Source organism: bacterium SCSIO 12827, from assembly GCA_024397995.1.
Taxonomy (GTDB): domain Bacteria; phylum Pseudomonadota; class Alphaproteobacteria; order Rhodospirillales; family Casp-alpha2; genus UBA1479.
In genome coordinates, this window is the sequence record CP073746.1 from 154,109 (window position 1) to 170,687 (window position 16,579).

Here is a 16,579-nt window from a genome sequence, read left to right on the forward strand (position 1 = left end):
CTGGAAACCTTGATTAACAGGGCGCAGGGAAACACCAGGGACATCGCGCGTGACGATCCGCCGGGGGGCGGCCGTCGGCGTTTATCCATCCCTTTCATCGAATCGAAACGGTCACCGCATCGCCGCGGGTGACGGGCGTAATCATTATCCTCAGGGAGTTTATTGTGGAGAACGCAGGACACTTCATTTCCAGCTTCGGATTGGACAACCACGGATTGGCGGGGGTCAAACGGGCCTTTTGGAACCTTGATGCCCATCATCTGTTCGAAGAAGCGGTCCGCCGCGGCGAAGGCCGGGTTTCGGCCGGCGGCGCCATCGTTACCGAAACGGGTCAGCACACGGGCCGCTCCCCCAACGACCGTTTTATCGTCGAGGAAGACGCCACCAAGGGCGAGATCTGGTGGGGTAACGTCAACCGCCCGATTTCCGAGGCCCATTTCGACGGCCTGCTCGCCAAGATGCAAAAGCATTACCAGGGCAAGGACGCCTTCGTGCAGGACTGTTATGCCGGCGCCCATCCCGATTACCTCCTGAAGGTCCGGGTGGTGACCGAGGAAGCCTGGCACAATCTGTTCGCGCGCAACATGTTCATTCAGCCGCCGCGCGATGACCTGGCCGGGTTCGAGCCCGAGTTTACGGTCATCCAGGCGCCGTCGCTGACCGCCGATCCGGCCCAGGACGGCACCACGTCCGGCACCTTCATTGTCGTGCACCTTTCGCGTCGCATGATCATCATCGGCGGTTCGGCCTATGCCGGCGAAATCAAGAAGTCGATCTTCTCGATCATGAATTTCCTGATGCCGGCGCGCGACGTGCTGCCCATGCATTGTTCCGCCAACCAGGGTGCCGACGGCGCCACGGCGATCTTCTTTGGCCTGTCGGGCACCGGCAAGACGACCCTGTCGGCCGATTCCTCGCGCACGCTGATCGGTGACGACGAACATGGCTGGGGCGATGTCGGGGTCTTCAACTTCGAAGGCGGCTGCTACGCCAAGACCATCAACCTGACCCATGAGGCGGAGCCGGAAATCTTCGATCTCTGCCATACATTCGGCTCGATCATCGAGAACGTGGTGATGGACCCGGTCTCCGGTGAACTGGATTTCTTCGATCCGTCGCTCACGGAAAACGGCCGCGTCAGCTACGACATCTCCAAGGTCCACAATGCGTCCACCACCGGATGCGGGGGGCAGCCCAAGGACATCGTCATGCTGACCTGCGATGCCTTCGGCGTCCTGCCGCCGATCAGCCAGCTGACCCCGGATCAGGCCATGTACCATTTCCTGTCCGGCTATACGGCCAAGGTTGCCGGCACGGAACGGGGCCTGAAGGAACCGCAGGCGACGTTCTCGACCTGCTTCGGCGCCCCTTTCATGCCGCGCCATCCCACGGTCTATGCTAAGCTGCTGGGCGAAAAGATGGCCAAGCACAACGCCAAATGCTGGCTCGTCAATACGGGCTGGTCCGGTGGCGGCTACGGCGTGGGCGAGCGCATGAAGATCGCCTATACCCGGGCCATGCTGCACGCGGCGCTGGATGGCAAGCTCGACGCCGCCGGCTTCACCCCCGATCCCAACTTCGGGGTGCTGGTGCCCAACGCCTGCCCGAACGTGCCGACGGAGGTCCTCAACCCCAAGAACACCTGGGCCGACGCCGCCGCCTACGACGCCCAGGCGCGCGATTTGACCCAGCGTTTCGAAGCCAACTTCGGCCAGTTCGAAAGCCATGTGGAAGACAGCGTGAAAGCTGCGGCCATTCGCGCCGCCGCTTAATCCCGCGCCTCATATCGACCGGAAAACCGGCGCCCTCCTGGGGCGCCGGTTTTTCTGTGTGCAAGACAGGTTGGTTTTTGCTTGACATGCAAATGCGAATGATTTGCAATTGCATGGATTTACATGAACAAACAGCACATGGGACGGCATTGATGGGACATATGGGACCTGGCGGCGGAGACAGGATCGACGGGGCGATGCGGAGGGGCGCCGGTGCGCCGGTGGTGGCACCGCGCACCTTCGGCTACGAGGCCGGGGACGATGTCGTCGGCGGTACCGTGCCGGCTGCCGGGCGTTGCGGCCTGCGCCATCATGTTGCGGCCTGCGGCGCCATGGACCAGGGGACGGAACGTCCCCGGCGGCTTGATTTCTCCGACCTCGACCTGCCCGAATGCCTGCTGATCAAACCGATCCGCCTGTGGCTACACGGGCCGGAAAACTGGCCCCTGATCGGCGTGCAGTACCGCGCCCATTTCGGCGAGGTGCCGGCCATCCGGGCGATGGAGGCGCTGCGCGGGGTGATCGAAACCCTCAATGCCGGGGGGCGCCGCATGATGCATTTTCACAAGGCCTGGAAGCGCACGACCACCGGCGACGAACGCGCCCTGGTGGCGCTTGCCGCCGCCGTGCAGGCGGGCGATGGCGACCGGGCCCAGGCCATGGCCTTGCGTCTGGTCGGCCCCGACTGGCAACAGCCGCTGATCGACGACATGACGGCATTGTCCGCGGCCTTCACGGTTCGGGGCCACCGTTTCGTCCATCTGCCGCCCAGAGGGCAGGGGGGTGCCGGGTGGCACGCCGCGCCCGTCAGGGCCTTGCGCGAAACCCCGCCACGGCGAGCGCCAGCCAGCCGGCCATAAGGGCAAAGCCGCCCCAGGGGGCAAGAAAGGTCAGGCTCCATAGACCGAGCGCCGTCGCACCGTAGAGCGCGCCCGAGAAAAGCAGGATGCCCAACGTGAACAGGGCCGCCGCCCCAGCGGCCCACGGCCCGGCCCTGGTCCCTACCCGATCCCGGACCAGGGCCGCGCCGATCAGGGCCAGGGTGTGCCACATGTGAAAGCGGTTGGCGGTGGCGAACTGGTCCTTAAGGACCGCATCGCCCTCCAGCCCGTGGCTGCCATAGGCGGCCAGCGCCACGGCAAGGGCGCCTGAAACGCCGGCCAGAACGATCCACCAACGCCCCGTCACGACTGTGGCTCCGGTTCAAGATCAAGGGGCTCAAGTTCGCGCAGTTCGTCCAGCAATGCCGCTTCGAACGCGCCACCGCCATCATCCAGGGCGTCGAGATAGGCCTTCACGTCCTTTTCGATGATGCCGATGGTGTTGTTCGGATCATACCCTTGGCGCGACCAGTCGATGGCGTTGATGTTGTCGCCGTACCAGGTGGACCCCGACGACATGGCCATGACGTCCAACAGTCGGCGCCGGTCGAGGCCGAGGGCCTGGGCCGAGGCCAGGGCCTTGCGCACGGCGACCACGCCGACCACGCCGACGAAATTGTTCAGCACCTTGCAGGTCATGCCGGCACCCACGGGACCGAGATGATGAATGCCGTCGCCCATGATCTTGAACAGGGGCATCAGGCGCTCCACCGTCAACTCGGCGCCGCCGACCATGAAGGTCAGCGTGCCACGGGCGGCGCGATAGGGGGCGCCCGACATGGGGGCGTCGGCGAAATCGACGCCGTCCGGCATGCACGCCGCCAAATCGGCCACGGCGCGCGGTGACAGGGTGGAGCAGGTCACGAATAGATCCGGGCGGCGATCCCGCCGCAGGATGCCCTGATCGCCGAAACACAGATCTTCCGTTTGCCGCAGATCGCGGACCACGGACAGCACGATGTCGCAGCGCGCGGCGAAATCACCCGCATCCGCGATCATGCGCGGTGCGAAATTTCCGAATTCGTCAATATTTCTGACGTCATGGCCCCAGACATCGACCCCCGCCGCCAGCAGACATTCCGCCATGGGCAGACCCATGGTGCCGCAGCCGGCAATGCCGATGGTCGCCGTGCCGCCAGTCGGACCGCTCACCGCGCGGCCTCGACCAGGGCGCGAAACAGGGCCTGATTGGGATCACGCTTATCCAAAAAGAATTCCGGATGCCACTGGACGCCCATGCAGAATTTTCGGTCGGGGCGTTCGGCCCCTTCGATCACCCCGTCCGGCGCCACGGCGTTGACCACCAGCGTCGGCGGCAGCGGGCGGGGGGCTTCGTTGTGTGCTGTGTTGACCATGATCTCATCGTGCCCGACGATCCGATGCAACAGGGTATCCGGCATCACGGTCACCGCATGGGCGGGTTCTTCCGCCGGTTTTTCATTGAGATGGTCGATGGGACCCGCGATTTCAGATTTCAAGTCGCGGATCAGGCTCGCACCCTCGACCGCGGCCAGCACCTGAAGGCCGGCGCAGATGCCCAACAAGGGGACATCCTGGTCGATGGCGGCCCGCACCAGAGGGACCTCGGCCGCATGGCGGGGATGGGGCGCTTCGGCGACGACGATCTCGCCGCCGTAATAGACCTCAGGGAAGGGGTAGAAGCCGCCCGGCACGATGACACCGCCGACGGCCTCCAGATAGTCGTCCCATCCCTCTGCGATATAGGGCAGGCCCACGGGCAATCCGCCCGCTGTCCATACGGCGTCAAAATACGCTTGGCGCAACGCGTAATGCGCGCGTCGGGAAAAGCTACCCTCTTCTTGGTAGTCAAGCAGGATGCCGATAACGGGACGGGTCATCACGGCCGTATGAAATCATCTGTGGGCAATGGTTGATCTCCGATCGGATCAAGGCCTAACCTTTAATGGGATTTATACCCGAGGGGAGAAGAATGGTCGAACAGAAGCCGCGGATGGAAGCACTTTCCATCGATCCCCAAGTGATGGAACCAAGATTGGCGGCGCTGTTCGAATACTGGACAGGGTTGTCGTCCCCCCCTGATCTGCCGCCTTGGGGTGGCGCCATCGGGGAGGGATTTCGGCTGATCGACCTGGAGCCGGATATTCTCGCAATTCTGACAATTGTGGACACCGGCCCGGCGCCGACCGATTTCGTCTACCGGTTCTGGGGCACGGGGCGGTTTCTGTTCCTCGGCAACCGCCCGGACCCCACGGGCAGGCCGGTGATCGACGGGCTGAGCGAATTGAACGCGGCGGATGTCCTGGCGCAGTATCAGGCCGTCTACGATACGGGCCGTCCCGTGCTGATGCAGAACTCATGGAAACTTGATAGCGGATTGGTCGCCGAATGCCAGACCCTGCGACTGCCGCTTGCCGCCGACCACGGGCCCGGCATCGGGAAGATTGTCGCGGCGACGAAATTTTTGCGCCACGCGGAAGAGGTCAAGCGCCTGCTGAACGATGGCGGCTAGGAAACACGGACCGCAGAGCCTCGGTGATTTCATCCCTTTAAGCTAGATGGTCAAGGAAGTCAGGAATGTTCACCATTCCGGCGGAGATTAAGATGAGTGATATGGCGCCTGTAACCGATACCGTCACGTCCAGCATGGGTTACCTGGAGTACACGCTGCTCCCGATTGATTCTGCGCTTATGCCTGGTGAGATGGCGAAGGCATTCGAATATTGGAATGCCGTGCGTGGTGATAATTGGGCGCCCGCATGGGCGAATTTCAAGCTTCATGAATTGCCACCGTCGGTCGTTCCCATGACGGTCGTCGTCGATGTCGACGGTGAAACGCCTGATGTGGCGCGTTTTGTGTATCGGTTCTGGGGAACCCGCCGGGCGGAACTGTACGGGCGGGAAAACAAGGGGCGCGAAGTGCGTGACGCCCTGCCGGACAAGTCCGGGCCGATCATCGCCGAACAATGCGGATTGGTGCTGGCGGCGCGGGCCCCGATCCTGTTCCGCAACGTCTATCCGTACAAGCCGGCGGAGGCGGCTGTGTGCATCACCCTCCGCCTGCCGATCGCATCAGGGGACGGCCGACGTCTGGACAAGATCGCGACAACGGCGATCATCGTCGATAATCCGGATTCCTATGCGGAATTCGTCTCTTTGCCGGCTGCAGGGGAAGCGCAGAAACCTTAGTTAGGTACGCCGGTCAGCGCGGCAGGTCGCTGGTCCCCATCAGGAATTCGTCGATCGACTTGGCACACTGACGGCCCTCGCGGATCGCCCAGACGACCAGGGATTGGCCCCGGCGCATGTCGCCCGCGGCATAGACCTTGGGCAGGGACGTCGCGTACTTGTCCGTATCGGCCTGGATGTTGCCGCGGGGGTCGAGATCGACACCCATGGCTTCGATCATCCCGTCGTGGATCGGATGGACGAAACCCATGGCCAGCAGCACCAGATCGGCCTTCAGGGTGAACTCGCTTCCCGGAACTTCGACCATGTCCATGCCGCCCTTGTCGTTGGGCTGCCATTCCAGGCGCACGCCGTTCAGCGCGCTGACCCGTCCGTCGGGGCCGGCGGTGAACGACTTGGTCATCACCGCGAAATCCCGTTCCACGCCTTCCTGGTGCGAGGACGAGGTGCGCAGTTTGAGCGGCCAATCCGGCCAGGTCAGGGCCTTATTTTCCTTTTCCGGCGGCTGGGGCATGAGCTCCAACTGCGTGACCGAAGCCGCGCCATGGCGGTTCGAGGTGCCGACGCAGTCCGATCCCGTGTCACCGCCGCCGATGACGATGACATGTTTGTCCGTGGCCATGATCTCAGCACCCTGGGGCGTGTTGACCCCGGCGACCCGGCGGTTCTGTTGGGTCAGGAACTCCATGGCGAAATGCACGCCGGGCAGCTCACGCCCCGGTACCGGCAGGTCGCGGGGGCTTTCGGAGCCGCCGCACAGCGCGACCGCGTCGAAGTCCTTCACAAGGTCGCCCGCGTCCACGTTCACGCCGACATGGCTGTTGGGGCGGAATTCGACCCCTTCGGTCTGCATCTGCGCGATGCGCCGATCGATCAGGTGTTTTTCCATCTTGAAGTCGGGAATGCCGAAGCGCAGCAGGCCGCCGATGCGTTCGTTCTTTTCGAACACCACGACCTTGTGCCCGGCGCGCGCCAATTGCTGGGCGCAGGCCAGGCCCGCCGGGCCTGAGCCGACGACGGCGACGCGCTTGTCCGTGTGATGGACCGGGATTTGCGGTTTGATCCAGCCCTTGGCCCAGCCGCGGTCGACCAGCGAACATTCGATGGTCTTGATGGTCACCGGTTCGTCCTGAAGGTTCAGGGTGCAGGATGCCTCGCAGGGGGCGGGGCAGACGCGGCCCGTGAACTCGGGGAAGTTGTTGGTGGAATGCAGAAGCTCCAGCCCCTCGCGCCACTTGTTGCGATAGACCAGATCATTCCAGTCCGGAATGATGTTGTTCACCGGGCAGCCCTGGTGACAGTAGGGGATGCCGCAGTCCATGCAGCGGGCCCCTTGCTCCGACACTTCCGCGTCGGTCAGCGGTTCGACGAACTCCTGCCAATGCTTCAGGCGTTCTTCAACCGGGCGGTAAGACCGATCGTGACGCTCGATCTCCAAAAATCCAGTGGGTTTTCCCATTATTTATTCCCCGGCCAGTGCGGCCGTTTCTGCGCCGGCGGCGCGCTCCTGCATCTCGCGGAGCGCACGGCGGTAATCCACCGGCATGATCTTGACGAACTTGGGCAGGTAGGCGTCCCAGTTGTCCAGGATGTGTTTGGCCCGCGAGCTGCCCGTATAGCGCAGGTGATTCTCGATCAGGCCCTTGAGACGACGCGCATCAAAACGCATCGGGTCCGACGCGACGTCGGCGGTGCCGTCGTCGGGTTCGTTGGCGTCGATGGGCTCCAGCTCGACCATGCCCTGATTGCAGAGCGTGTCGAAGTTGCCCGCCTCATCCAGGATATAGGCGATGCCGCCCGACATGCCGGCGGCGAAGTTGCGGCCCGTCTCACCCAGGATGACGACGGTGCCCCCGGTCATGTATTCGCAGCCGTGATCGCCGCAGCCTTCAACCACCGCGGCCGCACCAGAGTTACGCACGGCGAAGCGTTCACCGGCGATACCGCGGAAATAACATTCCCCGGCGATGGCGCCATAAAGAACGGTATTCCCGACGATGATGTTTTCTTCCGGCACGATCGGGCTTTTGGGCGACGGATAGACGGCGATGCGCCCGCCCGACAGGCCCTTGCCCACGTAATCGTTGGCGTCACCGATCAATTCGAACGACACGCCTTTGGTCAACCAGGCACCGAAGCTCTGCCCGGCATTGCCGGTGAACTTCACGTGAATGGTATCGTCTGGCAGGCCTTCGTGGCCGTACTTCAGGGCGATCTCGCCCGACATCATGGCGCCGACCGTGCGGTTGATGTTCTTGATCGGGAACTCAAGGCTGACCGGGGTGCCGTTCTCGATGGCGTCCTTGGCCTGCTTGATGAGTTGATGATCGAGCGCCTTGTCGAGCCCGTGATCCTGGGTTTCACAGTTGTAAACGGCCACGCCCTCGGCCGGCTTGACCGGAGCCAAAAGCCGCGTCACGTCGACGCCATGGGCCTTCCAGTGATCGACCGCCGGCCGCACGTCCAGGGCTTCGCGCCGGCCGATCATTTCGTTGATCGTGCGGAAGCCGAGAGAGGACATGATTTCGCGCACTTCCTCGGCCATGAAGGTGAAGAAGTTGACGACGTGTTCGGGCTCCCCGGTGAAGCGCTTGCGCAGTTCCGGATCCTGCGTTGCGACGCCGACCGGGCAGGTGTTCAGGTGGCATTTGCGCATCATGATGCAGCCTTCGGCGATCAGGGCCGAGGTTGCGAAGCCGAATTCATCGGCCCCCAACAGGGCGCCGATCACGACGTCGCGCCCGGTGCGCACCCCGCCGTCGACCTGCACGGATATGCGGCCGCGCAGCGCGTTCATGACCAGGGTCTGATGGGTTTCCGCCAGGCCCAGTTCCCACGGACCGCCCGCGTTGAGGATGGAGGTCAGCGGGCTGGCCCCCGTCCCGCCGTCGTGGCCGGAAATGGTGACGTGATCCGCATAGGCCTTGGACACCCCGGCGGCGACCGTGCCGACGCCCACTTCGGACACCAGCTTGACCGAAACCCGCGCCTTCGGGTTCACGTTCTTGAGGTCGTGGATCAGCTGCGCCAGATCCTCGATGGAATAGATGTCGTGGTGCGGCGGCGGTGAAATCAGGCCGACGCCCGGGGTCGAATGCCGCACGCGGGCGATCCATTCATCGACCTTGTGGCCGGGCAGCTGGCCGCCCTCGCCGGGTTTGGCGCCCTGGGCCATCTTGATCTGCAGGTCGTCGGCATTAACCAGGTATTCCGTGGTCACGCCGAACCGGCCCGATGCCACCTGCTTGATGCGCGACTTCATGGAATCGCCGTTGGGCAGGGGCTTGTAGCGGACCCCGTCCTCGCCGCCCTCACCCGTGTTGGAGCGACCGCCGATGCGGTTCATGGCGATGGCCAGCGTTGTATGGGCTTCCCACGAGATGGAACCGAAGGACATGGCCCCGGTGGCGAAGCGCTTGACGATTTCGGATGCGGGTTCAACCTCGTCCAGCGGCACCGGCTTGCCCACGGGCTTCAGGTCGAACAGCCCGCGCAGGTTTTTCAGCTTGGCGACCTGGTTATCGACCTTGGCGGTATAAGCCTTGAACTGCTTGTAGTTGGCCGAGCGCACGGCGTGCTGCAGGGTGCCGATGGTTTCCGGCGTCCACACGTGTTCTTCGCCGCGGATACGGAAGGCAAGGTCGCCGCCGACATCCAGTTCCGAGCGGTAGATCGGCGCGTCGCCGAAGGCCAGCGCATGGCGGCGTTCGGTCTCTTCCGCGATCTCGGTGATGCCGGCCCCTTCGACCTTGGTCGCCGTGCCGGTGAAATAGGCGTCGATGAATTCGCCGGAAAGGCCGACGGCGTCGAAAATCTGCGCGCCGCAATAGGACTGATAGGTCGAGATGCCCATCTTGGACATGACCTTCATGATGCCCTTGCCGACCGCCTTGATGTAATAGGCATGGGCCTTGGCTTCGGACAGGCCGCTGGCCTTTTCCTGCACGATGTTGGAAATCGTGTCGAAGGCGAGATAGGGGTTGATGGCTTCGGCGCCGTAGCCGGCCAGCAGGCAGAAATCATGCACGCGGCGGGCTTCGCCGGTTTCCACGACCAGCCCGACCTCGGTCCGCAGGCCCTTGCGGATCAGGTGATGGTGCACGGCACCCGTCGCCAGCAGCGCCGGAATGGCGATGTTGTCGGCATCCAACCCGCGATCGGACAGGATGATGATGTTGTAGCCCTGCTCGCGCACGACCTTTTCCGCCTTGTTGCAGATGCGGTCCACGGCCTGGGCCATGGTCTGGCGGTTCGGGCCCGTGTTCTGATAGCTGATGTCCAGCGTATAGGTCTTGAACGAGCCGTCGACGTGGTTTTCGATGCGGCGGATACGCTCCAGATCCGTGTTGGACAGGATCGGCTGATCAACCTCAAGCCGCTTGTGGGTGCCGCCCGACCCCAGGTCGAGCAGGTCCGGGCGCGGGCCGATGAAGCTGACCAGCGACATCACCAGTTCCTCGCGGATCGGGTCGATCGGCGGGTTGGTCACCTGCGCGAAGTTCTGGAAGAAATAGTCGTAGAGCATGCGCGGCTTGTCGGACAGCATGGCCAGCGGAATGTCGCGGCCCATGGAGCCGACCGGGTCCTCGCCCTTCTCGGCCATGGGGTCGAGGAAGAACTTGAGGTCTTCGCGGTTGTAGCCAAAGGCCTGCTGCTGATCCAAAAGGGTTTTGGAATCCGGCGTCATCGGGCCGATTTCCGGCGGCAGATCGGCAAGATGGATCTGCGTCGCGTCCAGCCATTCCTGATAGGGATATTCGGCGGCCAGTTCCGACTTCACTTCCTCGTCGGAAATAATGCGGTGCTGTTCCAGGTCGACCACCAGCATCTTGCCCGGCTGCAGGCGCCATTTCTGGACGATCTTTTCTTCCGGGATCGGCAGCACGCCGACTTCCGACGCCATCACCACCAGGCCGTCGTCGGTGACGATATAACGCGCCGGGCGCAGGCCGTTGCGGTCCAGGGTGGCCGCGATCTGCCGGCCGTTAGTGAAGGCCATGGCGGCGGGGCCGTCCCAGGGTTCCATCAGGGCCGAGAAGTATTCGTAGAAGGCACGCCGTTCGGGGGCCATCGGCGGGTTGTTGTTCCAGGCTTCCGGAATCATCAGCATCATGGCGTGGGACAGGGAATAGCCCCCCCTGACCAGAAGCTCGAGCGCGTTGTCGAAGGTGGACGAATCGGACGAACCGTCGCCGATCAGCGGCCACAATTTTTCCAGGTCGTCGCCCAGGATCTTCGACGACATGTTATGGCGGCGCGCGTTCATCCAGTTGAGGTTGCCGCGCAGGGTGTTGATCTCGCCGTTGTGGCAGAGGAAGCGGAACGGCTGCGCCAGACGCCACGACGGGAAGGTGTTGGTCGAGAACCGCTGGTGGAACAGGGCGATCGCTGTGGCGAAATCGGGATCCTGGAAATCCACGTAATATTTGGACAGGTTGGGGGCCAGCACCATGCCCTTGTAGACGATGGTGGCCGACGACATGGACGGGAAATAGAAGTCCTGCCAGGACCCTTCGTCCTTGTCCCACAGGGCGTGATGGGCCTGCTTGCGGATGACGTAGAGCTTGCGTTCGAACGCCGCGTTGTCGGCGGTGTCCGGTCCGCGCTGGATCAGCACCTGCTTGATAACCGGCTCATTCGGCTTGACGCTTTCGCCGAGCACGCTGTTGTCCGTCGGCACGTCGCGCCAGCCCAGCAGGACCTGGCCTTCGTCGGCGGTGGTCTTCTCGATGGCCTTGATCGCCAGGTCGCGCAGCTTGTGGTCGCGCGGCAGGAACACCATGCCCAGCGCGTAGTCGCCCTTGGCCGGGACCTCGACGCCCTGCTTGGCGAAGACCTTGCGGATGAACGCGTCGGGAAGCTGAATCAGAATCCCCGCACCGTCGCCGGCCATGGGATCGGCGCCGATCGCGCCCCGGTGATCCATGTGATGGACGATATCCAGCGCCTGATGCACGATCTCGTGGCGCGGCTCATTATGAATGTCGGCGATGAAGCCGAATCCACAAGCGTCGTGCTCGTTCAAGGGGTCGTACATCCCCTCTTCAACGGGCAGTCCATAACCGTTGCGCCGTGAGGTCTGGCTCATGCGTTAACTTCCTATTCGCGGGTTCTTGAGAGCCCATTTAGATAGCAATCCAGACCCCGGACGCCAAACAAAAACCTCCTTCAACTGTCATAAAAATCACAGGAAATTGGCCCGTTCCGGCCCTTATGAGCAGGTGCACAATTGCTGTCCCGGCCCGCGCGGCCCCTTGGCAGCGCCCCGGTGATCGGCTAGAAGACCCAAAAGTCGTAGGAGAGAGCCTTGCCTACACTACATCTTGCGATTTTGGCGCTGATTCAGGGGATCACGGAGTTTCTCCCGATCTCTTCCTCGGCCCATCTCGCTGTGACGCCCCGGCTTTTGGGTTGGCCCGACCAGGGATTGCTGATCGACGTCGCCGTTCATGTCGGGACGCTGGGTGCCGTGGTGCTCTACGTCCATCGCGACATCTGGGACATGCTGTCGGGCCTGGGCCGCGTGCTCAAGGGCCGGCGCGACCGGGGGGCCAAGCTGGCGGGGCTGGTGATCCTGGCGACCCTGCCGGTGATCGGCGCCGGATATGCCCTCAACGAATATTATCCGAACGGCCTGCGCTCTCTCGAATTGATCGCCTGGGCGACCCTCGGCTTCGGGATTCTGCTGTATGTCGTCGATCACATCGGCATGACGCTCCGGCGTATCGAACATCTGGAAATCTCCGACGCCCTGGTGATCGGCATCGCCCAATGTCTGGCGCTGATCCCGGGCACCTCGCGCTCGGGCATTACGATGACGGCGGCACGGCTCCTGGGCATGGAGCGCACGGACGCCGCCCGCTTTTCCATGCTGCTGTCGATTCCGGCGATCGTCGGGGCGGGGGCGCTGAAGGGCTTCGAGCTTTGGAAATCCGGTGATGCGGCGCTGACTTCCGACGCCTTCACGGCGGCGGGCCTTGCCTTCGTCACGGCGCTGATCGCCATTGCCCTGATGATGGCCTGGCTCAGGCGCGCCAACTTCACGCCCTTCGTGGTCTACCGCATCGTGCTGGGGGTTTTCCTGCTGGCCGTGGCTTACGGCTACGTCGGGCCGTTCAACTGACGATCTAGTACCGCGTGCCGCGATCGACCGTGTTGAGCGGCGGTTCCCCCGCCTCCATGCGCCGGATGTTCGCAACGTACCATTCCGTCGATGAATGCGGCACGGTCAGGCTCGCCATATGCGGCGTCACGTTGACCTTGGGGTGGCTCCAGTAGGGATGATCTTCGGGCAGGGGCTCCGTGTGGAACACGTCGAGCGTCGCCCCCGCGATATGGCCTGACTCGATCGCCGCGATCAGGTCGTCGTCGACCACATGGCCGCCGCGCGCGCAGTTGATCAGGCAGGCCCCTTCGGGCAGGGCGGCCAGGGTGTCCTTGTTGATGATGCCTTGCGTGTCCGGCGTCAGCGGCAGCAGGCAGACCAGGATTTCCGTGCGGTTCAGGAACGGGATCAGCTGATCCGGGCCATGAAAGCATTCGACGCCGGGAATGTCCTTTTTCGAGCGTGCCCAGCCGGCGACCTGATAATGCAACGGCACCAGCTTTTTCGCCGCGTCGCTGCCCAACTCGCCCAGGCCCAGAATGCCGACCCGGCGCTGTTCGGCGTCGGCCTGGCGCAGGCGTTTCCACCGATGTTCGGCGGCCCAGCCGGCATAGACGCCCATCTTGCGGTGATGATGGATCGTCCAGTAGACGACATACTCGCTCATCCCCTGGGTCAGGCAGCGGTCGACCAGGCGCACCAGGGGCACGCCGTCCGGCAATTCCGGGTCGTTCCATAGATGATCGACCCCGGCCCCCATGGAAAAGATCGCCTTCAGGTTCGGCAGGCTTTTGAGCACCCCCGGCTTGGGCTTCCAAACGATGGCGTATTGGATGTCGGCGGGGTCGCCGGTTTCATCCTTGGCCGGGTCGTCGGACCACACGCGGAATTCGGCGTCGGGCATCTGCGCAAGAAAGGCGTCCCGCCAGGGATCGGGTTTATCCCCGGGGGCCATGTAGAGAACGGTAACCATTATGTTGAGACGACTCCGGTTTCGTCGGCCTTCAATTCGAAGGCGGCGGCCATCAAGGCCTTGGTGTAGGGATCCTTGGGTTCGTCGATGATCTGCTGTGCAGACCCGTATTCGACGACGCGGCCTTGGCGCATGACGGCAATCTCATGGCTGACGGCGCGCACCACCTTCAGATCGTGGGATATGAACAGGTAGGCCAGATCGTGCTTCTTTTGCAAGTCGCGCAGCAATTCGACGATCTGCGCCTGCACGGACATGTCGAGCGCCGAAGTCGGCTCGTCCAGGACGATCAACTTGGGCTTCAGCACCAACGCCCGGGCGATGGAAATGCGCTGGCGCTGGCCGCCGGAAAATTCATGGGGGTAGCGATCCTGCAGCTCGGGCGTCAGGCCGACCTCATGCAGGGCCTCGGCAACAAGTTGCCGGCGCGCGGCGCCGTCTCCGCCCAGGCCGTGGACGATCAGGCCTTCCTCGATGATCTGGCCGACCGAAAGCCGCGGGCTCAAACTGCCGAAGGGGTCCTGGAACACGATCTGCATTTCCCGGCGCAAGGGCCGCATCTGCTTGAACTGCCAGCCCTGGATGTTGGCGCCTTCGAACAGGATGTCGCCCCGGGAGCGTTCCAGGCGCAGCAAGGCCCGGCCGAGGGTGCTTTTACCCGACCCCGATTCGCCGACGATGCCCAGCGTATGGCCGCGTTTGAGCGCCAGCGAAATACCGTCGACGGCCTTGATATGGCCGACGGTGCGGCGCAGGAACCCGCGTTTGACGGGGAACCATACTTTCAGGTCGCGGCCCTGCAGCACCTCCGGCGCGGCCGGGTCGGCGGGCTCGGGCCGGCCCTTGGGCTCGGCGGCCAGAAGGTGGCGGGTATAATCGTGCTGCGGGTCGTTGAACAACGTCTCGGTCGCGTTCTGTTCGACGATCCGCCCGTCGTTCATGACCGAGACCGTGTCCGCCATGCGCCGCACGATCCCCAGATCGTGGGTGATCAGCAGCATGGCCATGCCCAGCTTCTGCTGAATCTCCTTCATCAGCTTCAGAACCTGGGCCTGGATGGTCACGTCCAGGGCCGTCGTTGGCTCATCCGCGATCAGCAGGTCCGGATTGTTGGCCAGCGCCATGGCGATCATGATGCGCTGCTGCTGGCCGCCGGAAAACTCGTGGGGCAGGGATTGCAGACGCGATGCGGCCTCGCCCAGGCCGACAAGGTCGAGAAGTTCCAGCACCCGGGCGCGGGCCTGCTTGGCGGTCATGTGCTGATGCAGGAACAGGACCTCGGCGATCTGCTTTTCGATGGAATGCAGCGGGTTGAGGCTGGTCAGCGGTTCCTGAAAGATCATCGCGATCTGGTTGCCGCGAATTTTGCGCATGACCCCGCCGGGTGCGCCCATCAGTTCCTCGCCGTTGAACTTGATCGATCCCTTGGGATGGCTGGCGAGCGGATAAGGCAGCAGCTGCATGACCGACAGCGCCGTCACGGATTTGCCCGACCCGGATTCCCCGACCAGGGCATGGGTCTCGCCCTTGCCGATGGTCAGGCTCGCGCCCTGCACGGCGGTGACGGCGCCATCCCCGGCGCCGAAGGTGACGTGCAGATCGTCGATTTCCAGCAGCTTGGACATTATTTGAAGACCTTCGGGGGGTCGAAGGCGTCGCGCACGGCCTCGCCGACGAAGACCAGCAGCGACAGCATGATGGCGAGGGAGAAGAACGCCGTGAAGCCCAGCCAGGGGGCCTGGATGTTGTTCTTGCCCTGGTTCAGTAACTCACCCAGGGACGGCGACCCGGCGGGCAGGCCGAAGCCCAGGAAATCGAGCGACGTCAGGGTGGTGATGGAGCCCGACAGGATGAACGGCAGGAAGGTCAGGGTCGCGACCATGGCGTTGGGCAGGACGTGCTTGAACATGATGACCCCGTCGGACACGCCCAGGGCCCGGGCCGCCCGCACGTAATCGAAATTGCGCGCGCGCAGGAATTCGGCGCGCACGACGCCGACGAAGGCCATCCAGGAAAACATCAGCATCAGGCCCAGGATCCACCAGAAACTGGGCGTCACGACGCTGGCCAGGATGATCAGCAGGTACAGGGTCGGCAGGCCCGACCAGACCTCCATGAAGCGCTGCGCCAACAGGTCGATCCAGCCGCCGAAATAGCCCTGCACGGCGCCGGCGGCGATGCCGATCACGGCGCTGATCGCCGTCAGCGCCAGGCCGAACAGAACGGAAATGCGAAACCCGTAGATCATGCGCGCCATCACGTCGCGGCCCTGGTCGTCGGTGCCCAGCCAATTGTTCAGTGACGGGGGCGAGGGGGCCGGGCCCGGCAGGTCCTTGATGATCGTGTCGTAGGAATAGGGAATGGGCGGCCAGATCATCCAGCCCTTGGCGTTGATCAGGTCCTTGACGTAAGGATCGCGGTAATCGGCCTCTGTCGCGAATTCGCCGCCGAAGGTGGTTTCCGCGTATGCCTCGGCCACGGGGACATAGAACCCGCCGTTGAAATAGACCAGGAACGGCTTGTCGTTGGCGATCAACTCTGCCCCCAGCGACAGCACGAACAACAGCACGAAAATCCACAGCGACCAGTAGCCCCGGCGGTTGCGCCGGAAATTGGCAAGCCGCCGTTCCGTCAGCGGCGTGATGCGCAGGCCGAACACGCGCCGGCCGGGTAGCGGTGG

The 16,579-nt window shown here is 63.6% G+C and carries 13 protein-coding genes; 5 read left to right on the top strand and 8 right to left on the bottom strand.

The window, feature by feature from the left end:
- The first annotated feature begins 164 nt into the window (after nt 1-164).
- Nucleotides 165-1,772: a phosphoenolpyruvate carboxykinase gene (locus tag KFF05_00760; GenBank protein ID UTW51967.1), complete on the top strand. Its 1,608-nt coding sequence runs from the start codon at nt 165-167 to the stop codon at nt 1,770-1,772.
- 197 nt (nt 1,773-1,969) lie between these two features.
- Nucleotides 1,970-2,632 (top strand): hypothetical protein, encoded by a 663-nt coding sequence (locus KFF05_00765; protein UTW51968.1) that lies wholly within the window; start codon nt 1,970-1,972, stop codon nt 2,630-2,632.
- On the opposite strand, the gene KFF05_00770 is transcribed toward KFF05_00765, so the two are convergent.
- From KFF05_00770 to KFF05_00780, 3 genes are read right to left on the bottom strand one after another with little or no spacing between them, the layout of a single operon-like run.
- Complete coding sequence (locus KFF05_00770) at nt 2,580-2,960, bottom strand: DUF423 domain-containing protein (protein ID UTW51969.1); 381 nt, start codon at nt 2,958-2,960, stop codon at nt 2,580-2,582. The genes KFF05_00765 and KFF05_00770 overlap by 53 nt on opposite strands.
- Nucleotides 2,957-3,805 (bottom strand): NAD(P)-dependent oxidoreductase, encoded by an 849-nt coding sequence (locus tag KFF05_00775; protein UTW51970.1) that lies wholly within the window; start codon nt 3,803-3,805, stop codon nt 2,957-2,959. Before KFF05_00775 ends, KFF05_00770 begins: the two co-directional genes overlap by 4 nt.
- Nucleotides 3,802-4,512 carry a gamma-glutamyl-gamma-aminobutyrate hydrolase family protein gene (locus KFF05_00780; protein ID UTW51971.1) on the bottom strand — a complete coding sequence of 237 codons (711 nt, stop codon included), beginning with the start codon at nt 4,510-4,512 and terminating at the stop codon, nt 3,802-3,804. Before KFF05_00780 ends, KFF05_00775 begins: the two co-directional genes overlap by 4 nt.
- A 92-nt stretch (nt 4,513-4,604) precedes the next feature.
- Here KFF05_00780 and KFF05_00785 point away from each other — a divergent pair, with 92 nt between their 5' ends.
- Nucleotides 4,605-5,144 (top strand): hypothetical protein, encoded by a 540-nt coding sequence (locus KFF05_00785; GenBank protein ID UTW51972.1) that lies wholly within the window; start codon nt 4,605-4,607, stop codon nt 5,142-5,144.
- A gap of 65 nt (nt 5,145-5,209) precedes the next feature.
- Nucleotides 5,210-5,821, top strand: coding sequence for a PAS domain-containing protein (locus tag KFF05_00790; protein ID UTW51973.1), 612 nt, complete (start codon nt 5,210-5,212; stop codon nt 5,819-5,821).
- A 13-nt stretch (nt 5,822-5,834) separates the two neighbouring features.
- Here KFF05_00790 and KFF05_00795 read toward each other — a convergent pair whose 3' ends face one another.
- Nucleotides 5,835-7,280, bottom strand: a complete 1,446-nt coding sequence (locus KFF05_00795; GenBank protein ID UTW51974.1) for a glutamate synthase subunit beta — start codon at nt 7,278-7,280, stop codon at nt 5,835-5,837.
- Between the two features lie 3 nt (nt 7,281-7,283).
- Nucleotides 7,284-11,909 (bottom strand): glutamate synthase large subunit, encoded by a 4,626-nt coding sequence (gltB, locus tag KFF05_00800; protein ID UTW51975.1) that lies wholly within the window; start codon nt 11,907-11,909, stop codon nt 7,284-7,286.
- Between the two features lie 219 nt (nt 11,910-12,128).
- Here gltB and KFF05_00805 point away from each other — a divergent pair, with 219 nt between their 5' ends.
- On the top strand, nt 12,129-12,944 hold the full coding sequence (locus KFF05_00805; GenBank protein UTW51976.1) for an undecaprenyl-diphosphate phosphatase: 816 nt from the start codon (nt 12,129-12,131) through the stop codon (nt 12,942-12,944).
- A gap of 4 nt (nt 12,945-12,948) precedes the next feature.
- Here KFF05_00805 and KFF05_00810 read toward each other — a convergent pair whose 3' ends face one another.
- The 3 genes from KFF05_00810 to KFF05_00820 are packed head-to-tail and all read right to left on the bottom strand — an operon-like array spanning nt 12,949 to nt 16,543.
- Nucleotides 12,949-13,881, bottom strand: coding sequence for a glyoxylate/hydroxypyruvate reductase A (locus tag KFF05_00810; GenBank protein ID UTW53516.1), 933 nt, complete (start codon nt 13,879-13,881; stop codon nt 12,949-12,951).
- Between the two features lie 17 nt (nt 13,882-13,898).
- Nucleotides 13,899-15,524 (bottom strand): ABC transporter ATP-binding protein, encoded by a 1,626-nt coding sequence (locus KFF05_00815; GenBank protein ID UTW51977.1) that lies wholly within the window; start codon nt 15,522-15,524, stop codon nt 13,899-13,901.
- Nucleotides 15,524-16,543, bottom strand: a complete 1,020-nt coding sequence (locus KFF05_00820) for an ABC transporter permease (protein UTW53517.1) — start codon at nt 16,541-16,543, stop codon at nt 15,524-15,526. Before KFF05_00820 ends, KFF05_00815 begins: the two co-directional genes overlap by 1 nt.
- Nucleotides 16,544-16,579: the final 36 nt, after the last annotated feature.